The organism is Alphaproteobacteria bacterium, from assembly GCA_019695395.1.
GTDB lineage: Bacteria > Pseudomonadota > Alphaproteobacteria > JAEUKQ01 > JAIBAD01 > JAIBAD01.
The window spans coordinates 1-16,953 of record JAIBAD010000040.1 but is presented as its reverse complement, the minus strand read 5'-3'; the positions used below and the strand labels follow the sequence as shown (position 1 = coordinate 16,953).

The 16,953-nt window shown below is 39.0% G+C and carries 17 protein-coding genes; 6 read left to right on the top strand and 11 right to left on the bottom strand.

The window, feature by feature from the left end; all coding sequences use genetic code 11:
* The 6 genes from lepA to K1X44_07310 all read right to left on the bottom strand — a co-directional run.
* The coding region (lepA, locus tag K1X44_07335; GenBank protein MBX7147104.1) for a translation elongation factor 4 at positions 1 to 1,738 on the bottom strand (1,738 nt) is incomplete at its 3' end.
* Positions 1,739 to 1,759: 21 nt separating this feature from the next.
* Positions 1,760 to 4,156 (bottom strand): phenylalanine--tRNA ligase subunit beta, encoded by a 2,397-nt coding sequence (pheT, locus tag K1X44_07330; protein ID MBX7147103.1) that lies wholly within the window; start codon positions 4,154 to 4,156, stop codon positions 1,760 to 1,762.
* Positions 4,157 to 4,168: 12 nt separating this feature from the next.
* On the bottom strand, positions 4,169 to 5,263 hold the full coding sequence (pheS, locus tag K1X44_07325) for a phenylalanine--tRNA ligase subunit alpha (protein ID MBX7147102.1): 1,095 nt from the start codon (positions 5,261 to 5,263) through the stop codon (positions 4,169 to 4,171).
* 169 nt (positions 5,264 to 5,432) lie between these two features.
* Positions 5,433 to 5,795, bottom strand: coding sequence for a 50S ribosomal protein L20 (rplT, locus tag K1X44_07320; GenBank protein ID MBX7147101.1), 363 nt, complete (start codon positions 5,793 to 5,795; stop codon positions 5,433 to 5,435).
* A 9-nt stretch (positions 5,796 to 5,804) separates the two neighbouring features.
* Positions 5,805 to 6,005 carry a 50S ribosomal protein L35 gene (gene rpmI / locus K1X44_07315; protein MBX7147100.1) on the bottom strand — a complete coding sequence of 67 codons (201 nt, stop codon included), beginning with the start codon at positions 6,003 to 6,005 and terminating at the stop codon, positions 5,805 to 5,807.
* A gap of 156 nt (positions 6,006 to 6,161) precedes the next feature.
* On the bottom strand, positions 6,162 to 6,653 hold the full coding sequence (locus K1X44_07310) for a hypothetical protein (protein MBX7147099.1): 492 nt from the start codon (positions 6,651 to 6,653) through the stop codon (positions 6,162 to 6,164).
* Positions 6,654 to 6,873: 220 nt separating this feature from the next.
* Between K1X44_07310 and def the strand changes: the two genes are divergently transcribed.
* The 3 genes from def to truA are packed head-to-tail and all read left to right on the top strand — an operon-like array spanning position 6,874 to position 9,088.
* On the top strand, positions 6,874 to 7,413 hold the full coding sequence (gene def, locus K1X44_07305) for a peptide deformylase (protein ID MBX7147098.1): 540 nt from the start codon (positions 6,874 to 6,876) through the stop codon (positions 7,411 to 7,413).
* An 8-nt stretch (positions 7,414 to 7,421) separates the two neighbouring features.
* Positions 7,422 to 8,354 (top strand): methionyl-tRNA formyltransferase, encoded by a 933-nt coding sequence (gene fmt, locus K1X44_07300; GenBank protein MBX7147097.1) that lies wholly within the window; start codon positions 7,422 to 7,424, stop codon positions 8,352 to 8,354.
* Positions 8,351 to 9,088, top strand: a complete 738-nt coding sequence (gene truA / locus K1X44_07295) for a tRNA pseudouridine(38-40) synthase TruA (GenBank protein MBX7147096.1) — start codon at positions 8,351 to 8,353, stop codon at positions 9,086 to 9,088. The genes fmt and truA overlap by 4 nt, the downstream gene beginning before the upstream one ends.
* A 59-nt stretch (positions 9,089 to 9,147) precedes the next feature.
* Here truA and K1X44_07290 read toward each other — a convergent pair whose 3' ends face one another.
* The 3 genes from K1X44_07290 to K1X44_07280 all read right to left on the bottom strand — a co-directional run bounded on the left by K1X44_07290 (position 9,148) and on the right by K1X44_07280 (position 11,109).
* Positions 9,148 to 9,660 carry a hypothetical protein gene (locus K1X44_07290; GenBank protein MBX7147095.1) on the bottom strand — a complete coding sequence of 171 codons (513 nt, stop codon included), beginning with the start codon at positions 9,658 to 9,660 and terminating at the stop codon, positions 9,148 to 9,150.
* 147 nt (positions 9,661 to 9,807) lie between these two features.
* Complete coding sequence (locus K1X44_07285) at positions 9,808 to 10,353, bottom strand: PIN domain-containing protein (GenBank protein MBX7147094.1); 546 nt, start codon at positions 10,351 to 10,353, stop codon at positions 9,808 to 9,810.
* Between the two features lie 24 nt (positions 10,354 to 10,377).
* Positions 10,378 to 11,109, bottom strand: a complete 732-nt coding sequence (locus K1X44_07280; GenBank protein ID MBX7147093.1) for a hypothetical protein — start codon at positions 11,107 to 11,109, stop codon at positions 10,378 to 10,380.
* A gap of 179 nt (positions 11,110 to 11,288) precedes the next feature.
* Here K1X44_07280 and K1X44_07275 point away from each other — a divergent pair, with 179 nt between their 5' ends.
* The gene (locus K1X44_07275; protein MBX7147092.1) at positions 11,289 to 12,338 is read left to right on the top strand and encodes a Fic family protein; all 1,050 of its coding nucleotides are present in this window, start codon (positions 11,289 to 11,291) and stop codon (positions 12,336 to 12,338) included.
* 4 nt (positions 12,339 to 12,342) lie between these two features.
* On the opposite strand, the gene ftsY is transcribed toward K1X44_07275, so the two are convergent.
* Together ftsY and mtaB are read right to left on the bottom strand one after the other, a co-directional pair.
* Positions 12,343 to 13,296: a signal recognition particle-docking protein FtsY gene (ftsY, locus tag K1X44_07270; protein ID MBX7147091.1), complete on the bottom strand. Its 954-nt coding sequence runs from the start codon at positions 13,294 to 13,296 to the stop codon at positions 12,343 to 12,345.
* 14 nt (positions 13,297 to 13,310) lie between these two features.
* Entirely contained in the window at positions 13,311 to 14,666 is a 1,356-nt protein-coding gene (gene mtaB, locus K1X44_07265) for a tRNA (N(6)-L-threonylcarbamoyladenosine(37)-C(2))-methylthiotransferase MtaB (GenBank protein MBX7147090.1), read from the bottom strand.
* Between the two features lie 119 nt (positions 14,667 to 14,785).
* On the opposite strand from mtaB, the gene K1X44_07260 reads away from it, so the two are divergent.
* Both K1X44_07260 and gpmI read left to right on the top strand, forming a co-directional pair.
* The gene (locus K1X44_07260; GenBank protein MBX7147089.1) at positions 14,786 to 15,247 is read left to right on the top strand and encodes a 23S rRNA (pseudouridine(1915)-N(3))-methyltransferase RlmH; all 462 of its coding nucleotides are present in this window, start codon (positions 14,786 to 14,788) and stop codon (positions 15,245 to 15,247) included.
* A 6-nt stretch (positions 15,248 to 15,253) separates the two neighbouring features.
* Complete coding sequence (gene gpmI, locus K1X44_07255; protein MBX7147088.1) at positions 15,254 to 16,798, top strand: 2,3-bisphosphoglycerate-independent phosphoglycerate mutase; 1,545 nt, start codon at positions 15,254 to 15,256, stop codon at positions 16,796 to 16,798.
* Positions 16,799 to 16,953 lie beyond the last annotated feature (155 nt).

Sequence of the window (16,953 nt, the reverse complement as noted above, 5' to 3'; positions counted from 1 at the left end):
GGCGCATACGCTTTTTACCCTCTTTCTGCTTTTCCAGCAGTTTGCGTTTACGGGTGATATCACCGCCATAACATTTGGCGGTCACATCTTTGCGGAGCGCCGATATAGTTTCACGCGCAATAACCTTGCCCCCAATCGCGGCTTGGATTGCAATTTTGAAAAGTTGTTTTGGGATTAATTCTTTTAATCGTTCGCAAAGATCGCGCCCCCTGGTTTCTGCTTTGGATCGGTGCACAATACATCCCAACGCATCGACCGCTTCGCCATTCACCAGAATGGATAATTTTACCAAATCACCCTCACGGTGATCATCAACCTGATAATCAAAACTGGCGTAACCACGACTGACGGATTTAAGACGATCATAAAAATCAAACACAACCTCGTTCAAGGGTAATCTGTACACAATCATGGCCCTCGTTCCCGCATAGGTTAAATCAATTTGCTCACCCCGCCTGTCTTCGCACAATTTTAAAATAGCGCCAAGATAATCGGATGGTACCAAAATCGTGGCTTTGATCCAGGGTTCCTCGATGAAATCGATATTCATAACCTCGGGCATGTCGGCGGGATTATGCAGCAGGATCACCGATTTATCTTTCATATGAATGCGATAAACCACGCTGGGTGCTGTCGTAATCAGGTTTAAATTATATTCACGTTCCAACCGTTCTTGGATAATTTCCAAATGCAATAGACCCAAAAACCCACAACGAAACCCAAAGCCAAGGGCAGCTGACGTCTCAGCCTCGTACTGAAAACTGGCATCATTAAGCCGAAGTTTGGCCAAACTATCCCGCAATTGTTCGTAATCGGCCGCATCAATCGGGAAAAGCCCACAAAATACGACGGGCACGCTGGGTTTAAAGCCGGGCAAGGGTTCGCTTGCCAATCGTTTTTCATCGGTGATGGTATCCCCCACCTGGCAATCGGCAACAGCTTTGATCCCCGCGGTGATAAAGCCAATTTCGCCTGGATTTAATACACCCGTTAATTCAGGTTTGGGACGGAATACACCCACACGCTCAACCTCATAGGTTGACGCGGTTGCCATCATGCGGATTTTCATGCCCTTTTTCAGAACACCATCTTTGACCCGTAATAAAATCACCACACCAAGATATGCATCATACCAGCTATCCACCAATAATGCCTTTAAGGTTTCACCCGGATTGGTTGTAGGTGCAGGTAATTTTTTAACCAATGCTTCTAACACATGGTCGATATTCAATCCCGTTTTGGCCGAAATTAAAACGGCATCAGACGCGTCCAAACCAATGACATCTTCAATCTGCTGTTTAACCTTATCGGGGTCAGCTGCTGGTAAATCAACCTTGTTCAGCACGGGAATAATTTCATGATGATTATCCAAAGCCTGATATACGTTGGCAAGGGTTTGCGCTTCCACTCCCTGGCTTGCATCAACGACCAACAATGATCCTTCACACGCAGCTAGGCTTCGGCTTACCTCATAGGCAAAATCGACATGGCCTGGCGTATCCATAAGATTAAGTTGGTACGTAATCCCATCACTTGCTTTATAAATAAGACGAACCGTTTGCGCCTTAATCGTGATGCCGCGTTCGCGTTCAATATCCATCGAATCCAAAATCTGGGACCGCATTTCGCGTTCGGTCAAAGCCCCACAATATTCGATCAACCGGTCAGCAAGCGTGGATTTCCCGTGATCAATATGGGCAATGATGGAAAAATTACGTATATGGGCAAGATCTGTCATGTTATATATGTACCATTCTTTTTATCGCAAAACAGCCCCTGTTTTTTCTTGAACCTTGGCAATTATTTTTTTGCATACATCTTGGATTTCCTGATCCACCAATGTTTTTTGATCGGATTGAATGGTAACCGAAAAGGCCAAGGATTTTTTGCCCTCTGGCAAATGGGGGCCACTATAGACATCAAAAATATCTATATTTTTTATCAATTTTTTATCAACCGTATTAATCGCTTGAACAATTTGCCCGGCCTCAATCATATGATCGACGACAAAAGCAAAATCCCGTTCAACCGCCTGATATGGCGATTGAACTAGGGGCGTTTTTTTATCTTTGTAATTATAGGGTATGTTATCCACAAAAATTTCGGCTAATACAATCGGTGTATCAGCACAATCAAAATCCCGGGCAAGTGCTGGATGCAATGCCCCAAAATATCCCAAGGATTTATTCCCCATCAACAATTCAGCAGATTGATAGGGATGATACCAAGATGGTAATGTCTTGGTTGAAAGTTGCAATTGTTCCAAATCAAGTCTGTAAAGTTTTAACAATGTTTTCACATCAGCCTTTATATCATAGACATCAATGGGTCTTTCGGCATCAAGCCAATTTTTATTATGTTTTTTACCCGCACGCAAAAGAGTGGCAATTGTTTTTTGCCCTGTGGCCGTATTATCATAAAACACAGGGCCAATTTCAAATAGCCCCAAATTTTTATGTCCATAATCCTGATTTTTAAGAGCAGCTTTTAATAAATTGGGAATGATCGATGGACGCATGACAGCTAAATCCGCACTGATGGGATTAAGCAAGGGCAGAGAGGTAGCCCCCTTATGGGTAAATTTTTCTGCAACATTTTGGGCCATAAAGGAATAAGTTATGGCTTCCGCTAAACCACGTCCGGCAAGGGTACGTTTTACCGTATGTAGATGTGTTTGCTTATGCTGGAGAGATGATGGTTTTTGGGTGCTATCAACCGGCAAAGGTGTGGCGGGGATATTGTCATATCCATAGAAACGGGCAATTTCTTCAACCAAATCAATTTCCTCAATCAAATCCAAACGCCAGGATGGCGGTGTTACCACAAAATCACCCTTATCTTTTTGGGATACAACACATCCTAATTTTTCTAATAAGAATGTGATATAATCATTCTTAATTTCAACACCCAGCAATTTCTGGACACGGTCACAGCACATATTTATCGATTGGGGTAAGGGTGGAATGGTACCGGATACAACAACATCGCTGGCCTCCCCCCCACAAATATCAAGAATTAATTGGCTGGCGGCATCTATACCCCATAAAATGGATTGGGGATCAATGCCCCGTTCAAAACGAAATCTTGCCTCGCTATGAATACCAAGATGACGTCCAGTTTTAGCAATCGAGATGGGATCGAAAAGCGCAACTTCAAGAAAAATATTGGTGGTATTTTCTTGGCATCCAGAATGAAGCCCACCCATAATCCCAGCAATTGATTGAACGCCTTTATCATCAGCAATCACCAACATACTAGAATCAAGATCATAGATTTTATTGTCCAACGCCGCTAGTTTTTCACCTGTCTTTGCCATACGCATAGTTAAAGATCCAGTAAGTTTGTCAGCATCAAACACGTGCAAGGGACGACCAAGATCCAGGGTTAAATAATTGGTAATATCAACTAACGCCGAAATGGATTTGTGTCCAACCGATTCCAAAGCCTGGGCAAGCCATTTGGGGCTTTTACCATTTTTAACATTTTTAAAATAACGACCAACCACCACAGGACATGCTTTTCCCGCCATGCCCTTTTCATGTTTCCAAGAAATGGGGCTGTGATCAAATGATTTAACCGGCTTAATGGATAAAGGTTTAAGCTTTCCAACATCTGCCACTGCCAAATCGCGGGCAATACCATAAACGCTTAAAGCATCCGCACGATTGGGCGTAACAGCAACATCAAAAACCGGGTCATTTAAATTAAGATAATCCACAATTTTATAACCCACCGGTGCGTCCATTGGTAATTCCATAATACCATCATCTTCTTGGCCCAAACCCAATTCACGGGCAGAACACAACATACCTTCAGACGGGGTGCCACGGATCACGGCCTTTTTCAAGGTTATATCCAAGCCCGGCACATAGGTTCCAACAGAAGCAAACACAACCTTAATCCCTGCCCTCGCATTGGGGGCACCACACACAACCTTAATCGTTTGACCATAATCAACCGTACATATTTTTAACCGATCCGCTTGGGGGTGCGGTTCTGTTTCCTTAATTTCAGCAATAACAAAGGAGGAAAGTTGATCCCCCAGATTTTTAACCGATTCAACCTCTAACCCAATTTGGGTCAAGCGATTAGAAAGATCAGAAATAGATACAGATGTATCAAGATGTTTTTGAAGCCAAGAATAGGTAAATTTCATATCACACCATTCCTATATCGGTGATCGCTGATAGGGTGAAAACCCATAATGCTGGAGCCATCCCCAATCTGCTTCAAAAAAGGTACGAAGATCGGGTATCCCGTATTTCAGCATGGCAATACGTTCAATCCCCATACCAAAGGCAAACCCTTGGTAAATTTCGGGATCAATCCCGCAATTTTTTAACACATTGGGGTGGACCATACCGCATCCCAATATTTCGAGCCAACTGTCACCCACACCCAATTCAATACGGTCTGGATGGCGGGTGCATTTTATATCAACCTCCGCCGAGGGTTCGGTGAAGGGGAAAAAGCTTGGACGCAGACGTATGGCTTGGTCATCAATGCCAAAAAATTTCCAGCAAAATTGATGCAAACAATTTTTCAAATGCCCCATATGGATATCTTTATCGATATATAATCCTTCGACCTGGTGGAACATGGGGGTGTGCGTCATATCGGAATCCGAACGATAGGTTCGACCCGGTGCAATGATACGAATGGGGGCACCCTTTTCCTTCATGCTGCGGATTTGGACAGTAGATGTGTGCGTGCGTAACAGCAATTTTGTACCGGGTGCTTTTTCCGGAAAATAAAAGGTATCATGCATATCACGTGCCGGATGGCCAGCTGGGAAATTTAACGCTGTAAAATTATGAAAATCATCCTCGATATCTGGGCCCTCCGCCAGATCAAAACCCATACCACCAAATATGGTCATGATTTCTTCAATCGTTTGGGTGATGGGATGAATGCGGCCATCATTTTCGGGACGCACTGGCAAGGTTAAATCTTTTTTATCCGCAACAAGCTTAGCATCCAAAGCCTGCTTTTCTAAAATTTCTTTTTTGTCTTGATAGGCTTTATACAGATTGTCTTTAATTTCATTAAAACGTTGACCTACCTGTTTTCTGTGTTCAACAGGAAAGGTTGGGATTTTTTTAACAAGCTGCGTAATCGCACCATTTTGAACAAAAAGATCAAGGCGGATTTTTTCTAAGTCTTCCAATTGGTCTATTTGTGTAATTTTCTTTAAATATTCATCTTTAATGGCAGCAGGATCATTATCAATCGTTTCAATAATAATCTGGTCTATATTTGTCATTTAATAATCCCAATCCCCAAGGATAAGAAAAACAGAGAAATTGTTTTAAAACAATTTCTCTATCTTACGGATAAAAATTCTTCTTTAAAAGAAATTCTTTGAAAAACCCAGAATTAAACACCAGAATCAAATCATTGTTCAATCTTGGATAATTATTGATGACCCAGATCTATTTATGACCTAGAGCTTTTTTGGCGTGCCCCACCAATTCTTTAAAGGAATTTGGTTCATGAAAGGCAAGATCGGCCAAAACCTTACGGTCCAAATTGATATTGGCCACTTTCATCCCATGAATAAATTGGGAATAGGTCAATCCATGTTCACGCACCCCGGCATTAATCCGTTGAATCCAAAGACCACGAAAATCACGCTTTTTATTGCGTCTGTCGCGGTACGCATATTGCAAACCCTTTTCAACTTTTTCAATTGCGATACGAAAATTGGTCGATGCCCGGCCACGATAGCCAGAGGCCATATCGATAATTTTTTTATGTCTTGCGTGGGTGGTAACCCCGCGTTTTACACGTGCCATGTTACACCTTTATCCGTTAGGGAGAAAAAATTTAATAACGTTCTTTGCATCCGAATCATGCATAACCTCGGCACGACGATGTTGACGTTTCATTTTTTTGGGACGGCTGATTTGCCGATGGCGACGTTGCGATGGGCCAGTTTTAACCTTACCGCTCGCAGTAAGTTTAAAGCGCTTTTTAGCACTACTTTTCGTTTTCATTTTGGGCATTTTTTAAATCCTTTATTTAAATAAGTCGACGGGATGGGCATACCCATATGTCAGGCCGTACCGTCATGAATGGTTGTTTATAACGATTTATCACATAAAAGGCAAGTTTTAATAAAAAATTTTTAGCCAAAATCGTTAAACCCAAACCTGATCAACCTATGGGGTTTCCATTAGATAAAAAATCATATCTATAGGTGGGCATATTATATTTTGTTGGGTCAATGTTGCCTGCACTTGGCCACGAATCAATGAACAATGATGCCAAAAATGGTGAAGACATATTTCTTTTGAAAAACTATAGTCATTTCCATTCTGCATTTTAAAGTTAGAAAATTGATCTAATTTGGGTTCATCTTTTACATAATTAATCCAAAACTGATCAAATTTTTCAAGCTCTGTGAGGGTAGATTCCAAATCCTCATGAAAAATTGTATTAAGCGCAGATGGCAAAGAACCAAAACCAGTAATCCGATATTGCCATAATTGATTGGCCGCTATCAGATGATTCAGGGTACCATGCAAAGAATGATAAGAAAGCCCGAAATTTTTAAAATATAGATCTTGGGCTAAATCTTGCAGAGTTTTAAATAATTTTTGATTAGCCCAAGATTGGTAATGGGCAAGTGTTAGGGTGGTATTTTTATTCATATTATAAAGCCCGATAAGATTAATAAAACCAAGGTTATATTATTCTATAGTTTTATATATATTTTAGGGAATAATCCCTTCTTTTTTTGCAAAGAATGATTAAATTTAAAAAAGCAACGAGCTTTGTGTTACATTATGGCGCCGCATTATGGTCTCACATAGGGATTAACACTAATTGATGGTTCATAAAAATATTTACCTATGATATAAAGAAATGATTATGGCAAAATTATTACCAATTATCACCGCACCTGATGAACGATTGAAAAAAATCGCCAAACCCGTTGAAAGGGTCGATGCATCTATTGCAGGGTTAATGGATGATATGCTGTATACCATGTACCATACACATGGTATTGGTCTGGCGGCACCCCAAATTGGCCGACTTCAACGTATTATTGTGGTTGATGTGGCGATGGAAGATCAACCTTCAAAACCCTATAAAATGGTCAATCCGGTTATTATATCAAGATCTGACGAACAAGCCACCTATACGGAAGGTTGTTTATCCCTACCCGATCAATATGGCGATATCACAAGACCCCAAAAAATCACTGTTCAATATAGTGATGCCCAAAATCAAATCCAAAAATTAGAAGCAGATGGGCTTTTATCTATTTGTATCCAACATGAAATTGACCATTTGGATGGTGTTTTATTTGTTGACCGTTTATCAAAATTAAGACGCGATATGATTTTACGAAAATTACGTAAAATCAAAAATTACGAATCCTCAGATATGACCTCTCCTGTCCTGTAGGTTTTAACGTGAATAAAAAATTACGCGTTGCTTTTATGGGATCCCCTATTTTTGCGGTTGCAACCTTAAATGGATTGGTTGATGCAGGCTATGATATCCCTGCTGTTTATTGTCAAAATCCAAAGCCTGTGGGACGTGGACAAAAATTGCACCCATGCCCCGTACATGCGGCGGCTTTAGATCATAATATTCCTGTATTTCATCCGACCAGTTTAAAAGATCCCCAAATTTATGAAGATTTTTTAAAACTAAATCCCGATGTGGTGGTGGTTGCAGCATATGGTCATCTTATTCCGGAAAATATGTTAAAAATACCACCGCATGGATTTTTAAATGTGCATGCATCTTTGCTTCCGCGTTGGCGAGGGGCCGCCCCCATTAATCGCGCCATTTTGGCAGGGGACAATGAAACAGGTATTTCCATTATGAAAATGGAAAAAGGACTTGATACAGGTGACGTATCACTTGTTCAGGTAACACCCATTTATCCAACCGATACATTTTTATCCCTTCATGATAGATTAGCAATTATGGGTAAAGATTTAACCCTGGATGCCTTAACATTATTGGCAAAAAATCAATTAACCTTCACCCCCCAACCATCGGACGGTATCACCTATGCCCCTAAATTAAACCGAAGAGAGGGTGAAATTAATTGGCATCATGATGCTCAATATTTGGAAAGGCAAATTCGTGCGTTTTATCCCTGGCCTGGCAGTTGGTTTTCTTATGGCCAAGATCATATTATTATTCACGAAGCCAAAGTTGGATCAAAGGTGGAAGGCACAGTTGGCACTATAATAAATAATGGCAAAGACATTATTTGCGGGAATGGTTATAGTTTAGAATTAATTAAAGTTCAAAAATCCGGCAAACAACCCATGTCCATTGATGATTTTTTGCGTGGGTATCCCAATTTCAAAAATCTTGTTCTGGTATGACCCGCTTTAAATCCATTGTCGAATATAAGGGGACAGATTTTGTGGGATGGCAAAGACAGGATAATGGTCTATCTATCCAAGAATTAATTGAAGGGGCCATTCAAAAAATGGCCCAAGAAACAGTTGTTGTTCATGCAGCCGGAAGAACAGATGCTGGTGTCCATGCGATGGGCCAAGTTATCAGTTTTGATTTAAATAAAAATTTATCGCCTCTGCAAATTACCGATGCAATTAATTTTTATTTACGTCCCCATCCCATTGCCATTCTATCAACCGAAAAAGCAGATGATGATTTTCACGCAAGGTTTAGCGCCAAGAGTAGAATTTATATATATCAAATCATCAATCGACGCTCCCACTTAACCTTGGACCAAGATTTAGCATGGTTTATCAGCAAACCTTTGGTACTTGAACCCATGCAACATGCCGCCAATATGTTGTGTGGTAAACATGATTTTACAAGTTTCAGATCATCCCAATGTCAAGCCGCCAGCCCTTTAAAAACATTAACCAGTATTCATATAAATCAAGACCAAGACAAAATAAGCGTTCAGGTTGAAGCCCCATCTTTTTTGCACCACCAAGTACGCAATATTGTTGGCACGTTAAAATTAATTGGGCTTGGTTATTGGCCACCTGAAAAAATGTTGGCCATTTTAAATGCCAAGGATCGCGCCGCCGCAGGGCCAACCGCACCCCCAATTGGTTTATATTTCTATAAGGTTTTATATTAAATTACTTCATGGCACCCTACGTATAATTGAACAAATGAGACCAAAAAATTATTTTATTTTTAAGCCACCTTTTTCCTGCCCATAAACCCATCAGATCTGTGGGATGGGGCAAGATTTGTTTTTGAATTAACCTTTTGAGTTTGATTTGGTTTTAAGGCAAGATTATGTTTGGTTAAATCTTGTTCTTTTAATTCTTCTTGGACAATTGGCATGGATAAAGAAGATAAATTTTTCTTATCCAAATTTGAACGTTGTTTTAAAAGATAGGTTAATGCCATTTTTCTTTTGGTGAGTTGATGACGTTCATAGGCCATATTTTCCTTGGAATCTGTGGATATTTCGGATGATCCGCGAAGTGATTGATTAACAAGATTATGGGCTTGCACATCACATGCTGTTTTATACAGTTTTTGAAATTCCGGATTATGGGTAAGCCATGAAAGAAGGGTGGGAAGCGAAAATAACGCATCTTTCCCCTCATGACAGATATCTGTGATTAAATGACCCTGGATTAATTTGGTACAAAAGATTAAAGCCTGGTCGTGATTATAAGGTGGAATTTCATAAGTCATAAGAATTTCCTTTCATTTAAACAATAAATTAGCCAATAAAAAACCCCGCATTTTTTTGCAAAATGCGGGGTTGATATAATAATATTAATTATGGCACATAATATACCATATTTTTTATAATGTCAAGAAAAATCGATCAAATTTTAATTAAGCTTCTTTATTATCTTTGATAATTTCTGACATTGAATCAATTTCATTAAAAAAAAGAGGGTATTGCGAAGTTTCAGAGGGTACAGGTATATCTACAAGTCGCACTGTTTTAATATTCACTTCTTTTGCATGAATATGAATATCATCATCATCAGAATATATCACTTTAGCACCGTGTATTTTTGCTATAGATACGATCTGACGATCATATTTTACTTTTGCCCATGTAGAATTTACATTCCCACGTTTATCTCCACCATCAATAGCTTTTCGTATAATGGCAGCAACTTCAACAGCAGCTAAAGTATCAAAAGGTTTTATTTGAAATACAGGGCTCTTCTGAAATATATTTAAACAAGATTGAATATCATCTCCTGCACGTACTAATACTTCACTTAAAGCAGGCGCAGGAATAATGATTTTACTTTTTTCTCTTTCTAGTTCTTGGATAAGTGAAAAAATTCTATGCCTCGCATGCTCAACAGGATTGCCTGTAGTATGATCGATAGGCGGCGTTACCTCAGAACCCGTTAGTAAAATCATTATAGTAGCATCAAAAACTACCACTTAATGAGCCTTATTATTTTCATTACGAAGTTCCAAAAGTTCATGTAACGCATTACTTCCCCATTCTCCTCGTAATGTACGTAATTCAAATACAGATTTAGAAAGAGAAATATTTTCTAACACTTCAAAATTATCTATATCAAAGCGAAATAGATTCCATTCCCCATCAGAATTTCGGTTCCATTTTCCAATTCCAAAAAGGCGTACAGGCTCGAATAAATGTTTTCCCAAAACTTTTGCAATTTCACGTTTGGCATAACATCCACTGATCTCTTTTCCTTCTATATCCAAAAGAATAGGAACATCTTCTTTTTTACCACCAACACGAATTACTTCACCACTAATTTCTCCTTGTTGACGAACAGACATGATTTGTTGTCCTTTTTCTTGTGTACCAGGAAAACGTATAATTTCTGCATTATTACTTTCTAATAAAACTCCAGTAGTATTATCTTCTTTTAGCATATCATTAATGCATTTATAGGCTTGCATTACACTTATTTGTGCATCTCCACGCTTTATTGCCTCGGTACGAGCACGTACTTTTGGTAATGCTACAGAATCTATCTTTTGTACTATTACGGTACTTCCAGCTTCCAAACGCATAAAATGAACATATGGATTTTCACCCAAAAGTTTAGAAAGCTCCATAAGATATTCTGCTAACCTATCCATAGGTAAAGTATCAGGCGTATAAGCGTCAATTTTAAATTTATATTCTTGCGGTTCCATTTTTAAACTTCATTATTTTTATAAAGACTTACTTTTATATAATAACAATATATTATATAATATTAAACCCTATATATTTATTAATAAATTTTAAGCTAATACTAAAAGCAGTAAGTTTTATGTAATTTAATATAGTTTTAATTTGATAAATGGGTGGAAATGGGTGTATTATTGGGTGTATGATTACAACAGACACCCTACATATCACCCAAGATATTCTAAATTTGATTGCTGAAATTGATGAATTCAAAGGTGCGTGGCGCGCCCTTGGAACCTTGGCACCTGAACGTTTATCTGCCTTACGACATGTTGCCACGATTGAAAGTGTGGGGTCATCAACCCGGATTGAAGGCAGTAAGTTGTCAGATAAGGAGGTCGAACGTTTATTATCCAATATTCAAATCAATTCTTTTGATACACGGGATGAACAAGAGGTAGCAGGGTACGCCCAAACCATGGAAATGGTTTTTCAATCATGGGTTAATATTACAATAACCGAAAACCATATCAAACAGCTGCACCGTGATTTATTGAAATATAGCAGCCGGGATGATCATCATCGTGGCCAATATAAAACCCATACCAACAATGTGGTAGCCTTTGATGAAAATGGGCATCAAATTGGTATTATTTTTGAAACAGCAACACCTTTTGATACACCCCATTTAATGAAAGAGCTCGTTATCTTTACCAACAAAGCGTTTGAGGATAAAAAACTTCACCCCTTATTGATTATTGGAATTTTTACTGTGGTCTTTCTAGGCATCCATCCTTTTCAAGATGGGAATGGCCGGTTGAGCCGTATTTTAACCACGCTGCTTTTACTGCGCTCTGGTTACACATATGCCCCTTATAGCTCATTGGAAAGTGTGATTGAACAAAGTAAAGATGCCTATTATCTAGCCCTTCGTCAAACTCAACAATCAATTCGAACCGATGCCCCAAATTGGCAACCTTGGATTGTTTTCTTTTTGCAAGCTCTCCAACAACAAGTAAAACGTTTAGCCCAAAAAGTTGAACGCGAGAAAATTGTCTTATCATCGCTTCCAGAATTATCGGTCCAAATCCTGGACCATGTTCGTCATCATGGCCGTGTTACAATTGGGGATATGGTCAAATTGACGGGGGTCAGCCGTAATACATTAAAAGAGCATTTTCGATTGCTGACCGAAAAAAATTACCTTGCCCTTCATGGAAGTGGCAGAGGTGCATGGTATACACTTCTGTAATCTTCTATAATTTTGTATCTAAATCCAACAGGCTGTGGGTAAAAAGATCTGCATCAAAGGGGCGCAGATCGTCAAATTTCTCCCCCACCCCGATTGCGTAAATGGGCAATTGAAATTTTTCGGCTAATGCCACCACAATCCCACCTTTGGCCGTCCCATCAAGCTTGGTGATAATCAATCCGCTTAAAGGCACAATTTCTTTAAACGTTTCGATTTGGACAATAGCATTTTGGCCCAGTGTTGCATCAAGGACCAAGATAACATAATGGGGTAAAGTTGGGTCAATTTTTTTTACAACACGTTCAATCTTTTTTAATTCATCCATCAAATGCGATTTGTTATGAAGTCTACCGGCCGTATCAAGTAACAAAATATCCATATTATCTTTTTGGGCTTGTTGATAAGCATCAAAGGCCAAAGCAGCTGGGTCATTTTTTTCTGAGCCTATTATCACGGGCACATTAATGCGCTTTCCCCATATTTGTAATTGTTCAACCGCAGCCGCACGGAATGTATCGCCCGCAGCAAACATAACTTTATGCCCAATTTGTTGATAGAAAGATCCCAATTTCCCAACAGTTGTTGTTTTACCCCCGCCATTAATCCCCACAATCATTATAAGCTGGGGTAAAGTTATATTCGATAATGAAGATGATGATAAGGGCAATGGTTGCTCCACAGGCATTAAAATCCTTTTAATTTCATCCGCTAAAATTTCTTTCACCATATGGGCATCAAAATTCTTATCAATTCTTTTTTTTCTTATTTGATCAATGCAGTGACCAGCAATCTTGGGGCCAAAATCAGCCATGAGAAGCAATTCTTCCAAATCATCTAATGTTTGGGCATCTGGTTTCTTTTTGGTAAAAATATCAACCATACCAGTGGTTAATCGATCCGAACTTTTCTTTAACCCCTGTCCTATTTTCTTAAACCACCCAATTTTTTCGTCAGACATACTACCAGCTCTCTTTAAATCAAATATGCTTCCAAATGGGTTGAGGTATGACCCGCAACCAATACCTTTATGATATCACCTAGGGTGATATTTTTTATTTCTGCTTTATCATTTTTAATTAGTTGACCATTTTTCATTAACCGAACCGGGGCAAAATGCTGGCTATAACCCAAAAAGAATTCTGTATTTTCTTGGTCAATGAGAACATCAAGAATTTTATTTTTTTGTTCAACAAAAAAATCATGGCGTCTTTTATCCCCATAGCTACGTAATCTTTGCGCCCTTTCTTTACAAATTGATTTAGCCAGTTGGGGCATTTTCGAAGCTGGTGTACCAGCCCGCGCGGAAAAAGGAAATACATGCAAAAATGTCAAATCACATTCATGCACAAGATCCAACGTATGCTGAAACATTTCTTCGGTTTCGGTTGGAAAGCCAGCAATAAAATCTGCACCCAAAACGATATCAGGGCGCATTTTCTTTATCATTTTACAAAAATCAATGGCCTGGGCACATGTATGGCGACGCTTCATTCTTTTTAAAATTAAATCATCACCGGCCTGCAAGCTTAAATGAAGATGGGGCATCAGCCGTGGATCGGATTGGATTACATCCAATAGATCATCATCTATTTCTGCCACATCCAGGGATGAAAGGCGAAGCCTTGGTAAATCTGGTACACTCTCCAACAATTTTTTTACCATCATACCCAAGGTTAAATTTTCATGCCGATATGACGTAAGGTCCACTCCTGTTAAAATAATTTCTTTAATTCCATGGTCTATTAACAATCGTGCTTCTGCCACAATGGTTGATACATCAACACTACGGCTATTACCACGACCAAAGGGAATGATACAAAAGGTACATCGGTGATCACACCCTTGTTGAATTTGTAAAAATGCCCTGCTTTTACTATCAAAATTTTTAACCAATTCCCCATTATTTACATGACCTATCAGATGTCCTGCGGTTTCTTCTAGGGTCATAATATCACCCACCAGAACCTTGGGTGTATTTTGATCCATAGGGGTTGCCATAGAGATTAATTGCCGCGAAAGTTTTTGAAAATTTTCAAATACAAGTTTTTCTTGGTTACCCAAAACATGATCAACCTCGATCATTTTTTCAAAAGCATCCGGATTAATTTGGGCCGCACATCCTGTCACCACAATACGATGCTGTGGGTTTTCCCGCCTGGCTTTGCGAATAGCCTGGCGTAATTGCCGTTCGGCTTCGGCTGTTACTGCGCAACTGTTAAAAACAATTACGTCATCAAGACCGGCCTTTGTCACATGCGACTTAATAATTTCTGTTTCATAGCTATTAAGTCTGCATCCAAAGGTTATGACATCTGCTTTATTGGTCATGGTTTTTCACGTACCACTTTCTACCTATTCCATCGTAAAAATATTTCTTTTAATCTTTTCTTCTTATATCGTTCAATTATAAAATACATGTCAGTCTATTAATTCAAAGGTTTTTTTACGTGCGTATTACGATCACATCTATTGGCAAATGGAAAAAAGGGCCAGAAAAAAACCTTTTTGACCATTATTGTCAGCGAATTCGATGGCCTTTGGATCTTATTGAAATTGATGAAAGACAGGTAAACGCCACAAAAAATCTTAAAAAAGATGCGCTTCTAGAATTTTATGACATTAAAAATGATTCGGCGCGACACCATATTATTTTAGATGAACAGGGTATTTTATTAAAAAGTGGGGATTTGGCAAAAAAAATTGAACATTGGCAAAATTCTAGTATTAAGCAGTTAAAGTTTTTTATTGGCGGAAGTGATGGACATAACCCTATCCTTTATGATCATGCTGATCTTCTTTTATCCTTAGGACCCATGACATGGCCCCATTTATTGACGCGCGGGCTTTTGGTTGAACAGCTTTATCGAAGTCAGCAAATTATTGCGAACCACCCTTATCATCGTTATTAATAGATTATGACCACATTTGATACAAAAAAACCTGTTCTTCTGTGCATCCTTGATGGATGGGGATATAGTCCCATATCCAAGAATAATGCCATTCACCAAGCCCACAAACCTTGGTTCGATAAATTTTTAAAAGAATATCCCCATAGTTTAATCGAAGCATCAGAGCTCCATGTGGGCCTCCCCCATGGTCAAATGGGTAATTCTGAAGTAGGACACACAACCATTGGGGCAGGCCGTATTATGATGCAGGATCTGGTTCGCATTGATCACGCGATTGATCAGCATCTTCTTGAAAAAAATCCAACCCTCCTTAATTTTATTGAAGAGTTAAAAAAGAAAAAAGGTGATTGTCATTTAATGGGTCTTTTATCTCCAGGGGGTGTTCATTCCCATCAAACGCATATTTTTCATTTGGCCAAAATTATTGCAAGCCATCATATTCAAGTTTATCTTCATCTTTTTTTAGATGGCAGAGATACCCCACCTTCGAGTGCCAAAGAATATATCAGCGATTTTTTAAATTTAATTCAATCTATTCCAAATCTTAAAATTGCTACTTTAATTGGCAGATATTATGCCATGGACCGCGATAAACGGTGGGAACGTACAACCCTTGCTTATGAATGTATGGTAAAAGCCCAAGGGATTAAATCCCACAATCCTCTTTATGCTCTTGATCAAGCTTATGCCCGCGGGGAAACAGATGAATTCATTGAACCTATTGTGATTGATGATTATAAAGGCATGAAAGATCATGATGGTCTTATTATGGCCAATTTCAGAGCCGATCGTGTCCGCCAAATTTTACAAGCTTTGTTAGATCCAAATTTTGTATCGTTTCAAAGACCAGTTCAGATTAAATTTTCTGGGGCGGTTGGTATGTGTGATTATGGAACAGGCCTGTCCCCTTTCATGACAACCTTGTTCCCAACGGAAACAATTCAAAATGGGTTGGGGGACGTTATTGCTAAAGCAGGATTAAAGCAACTACGCATTGCCGAAACCGAAAAATACGCGCATGTCACATTTTTCTTGAATGGGGGAAATGAAGATCCAGTCCCAGGCGAGGAACGTATTTTAATCCCATCCCCTAAGGTTGCAACCTATGATTTACAACCTGAAATGTCGGCTTATCTTGTGACCAATAAATTGGTTGATGCCATAATGCAAAATAAATTTGATTTTATTGTGGTTAATTATGCCAATGCAGATATGGTTGGACATTCTGGTGATTTAAAAGCATCTATCAAAGCTATCGAAGCTTTAGATCAATGTTTGGGACAATTATATAATGCCCTTCAACATACAAATGGGACAATGATTATCACAGCTGATCATGGAAATGCTGAAACAATGTGTGATGAAGGGACCCATCAACCTCATACAGCACATACACTTAACCCTGTTCCTTTTATTTTGGTGCGTGGTCCCCAACATGCCAAAGTGCATAATGGTAATCTATCAGATATTGCCCCCACAATCTTATCTTTATTAAATTTAAAAAAACCATTAGAAATGACGGGACATTCTTTAATTTATTTTGATATTTAAATGATCTAAAATATTTTATGAAAAAATCACTTTTATTTTTTGCCTATATTCTTTGTTTATTTTGGGCTTTTTATTATGTGCCAAGTTGGGGTCAAGAGACATCATCACCATCCCCCCAATCCTTGGACAATGCCCTCCAAGAGATGCGCAATCTA

What these genes read in the sequence shown, in the direction of transcription:
- pheS (MBX7147102.1), bottom strand. Translation starts at nt 5,263, where the DNA reads ATGACAAATATAGACCAGATTATTATTGAAACGATTGATAATGATCCT.
- mtaB (MBX7147090.1), bottom strand. Translation starts at nt 14,666, where the DNA reads ATGACCAATAAAGCAGATGTCATAACCTTTGGATGCAGACTTAATAGC.
- truA (MBX7147096.1), top strand. Translation starts at nt 8,351, where the DNA reads ATGACCCGCTTTAAATCCATTGTCGAATATAAGGGGACAGATTTTGTG.
- rplT (MBX7147101.1), bottom strand. Translation starts at nt 5,795, where the DNA reads ATGGCACGTGTAAAACGCGGGGTTACCACCCACGCAAGACATAAAAAA.
- K1X44_07285 (MBX7147094.1), bottom strand. Translation starts at nt 10,353, where the DNA reads ATGATTTTACTAACGGGTTCTGAGGTAACGCCGCCTATCGATCATACT.
- ftsY (MBX7147091.1), bottom strand. Translation starts at nt 13,296, where the DNA reads ATGTCTGACGAAAAAATTGGGTGGTTTAAGAAAATAGGACAGGGGTTA.
- K1X44_07310 (MBX7147099.1), bottom strand. Translation starts at nt 6,653, where the DNA reads ATGAATAAAAATACCACCCTAACACTTGCCCATTACCAATCTTGGGCT.
- K1X44_07290 (MBX7147095.1), bottom strand. Translation starts at nt 9,660, where the DNA reads ATGACTTATGAAATTCCACCTTATAATCACGACCAGGCTTTAATCTTT.
- gpmI (MBX7147088.1), top strand. Translation starts at nt 15,254, where the DNA reads ATGACCACATTTGATACAAAAAAACCTGTTCTTCTGTGCATCCTTGAT.
- pheT (MBX7147103.1), bottom strand. Translation starts at nt 4,156, where the DNA reads ATGAAATTTACCTATTCTTGGCTTCAAAAACATCTTGATACATCTGTA.
- K1X44_07280 (MBX7147093.1), bottom strand. Translation starts at nt 11,109, where the DNA reads ATGGAACCGCAAGAATATAAATTTAAAATTGACGCTTATACGCCTGAT.
- K1X44_07275 (MBX7147092.1), top strand. Translation starts at nt 11,289, where the DNA reads ATGATTACAACAGACACCCTACATATCACCCAAGATATTCTAAATTTG.
- rpmI (MBX7147100.1), bottom strand. Translation starts at nt 6,005, where the DNA reads ATGCCCAAAATGAAAACGAAAAGTAGTGCTAAAAAGCGCTTTAAACTT.
- def (MBX7147098.1), top strand. Translation starts at nt 6,874, where the DNA reads ATGGCAAAATTATTACCAATTATCACCGCACCTGATGAACGATTGAAA.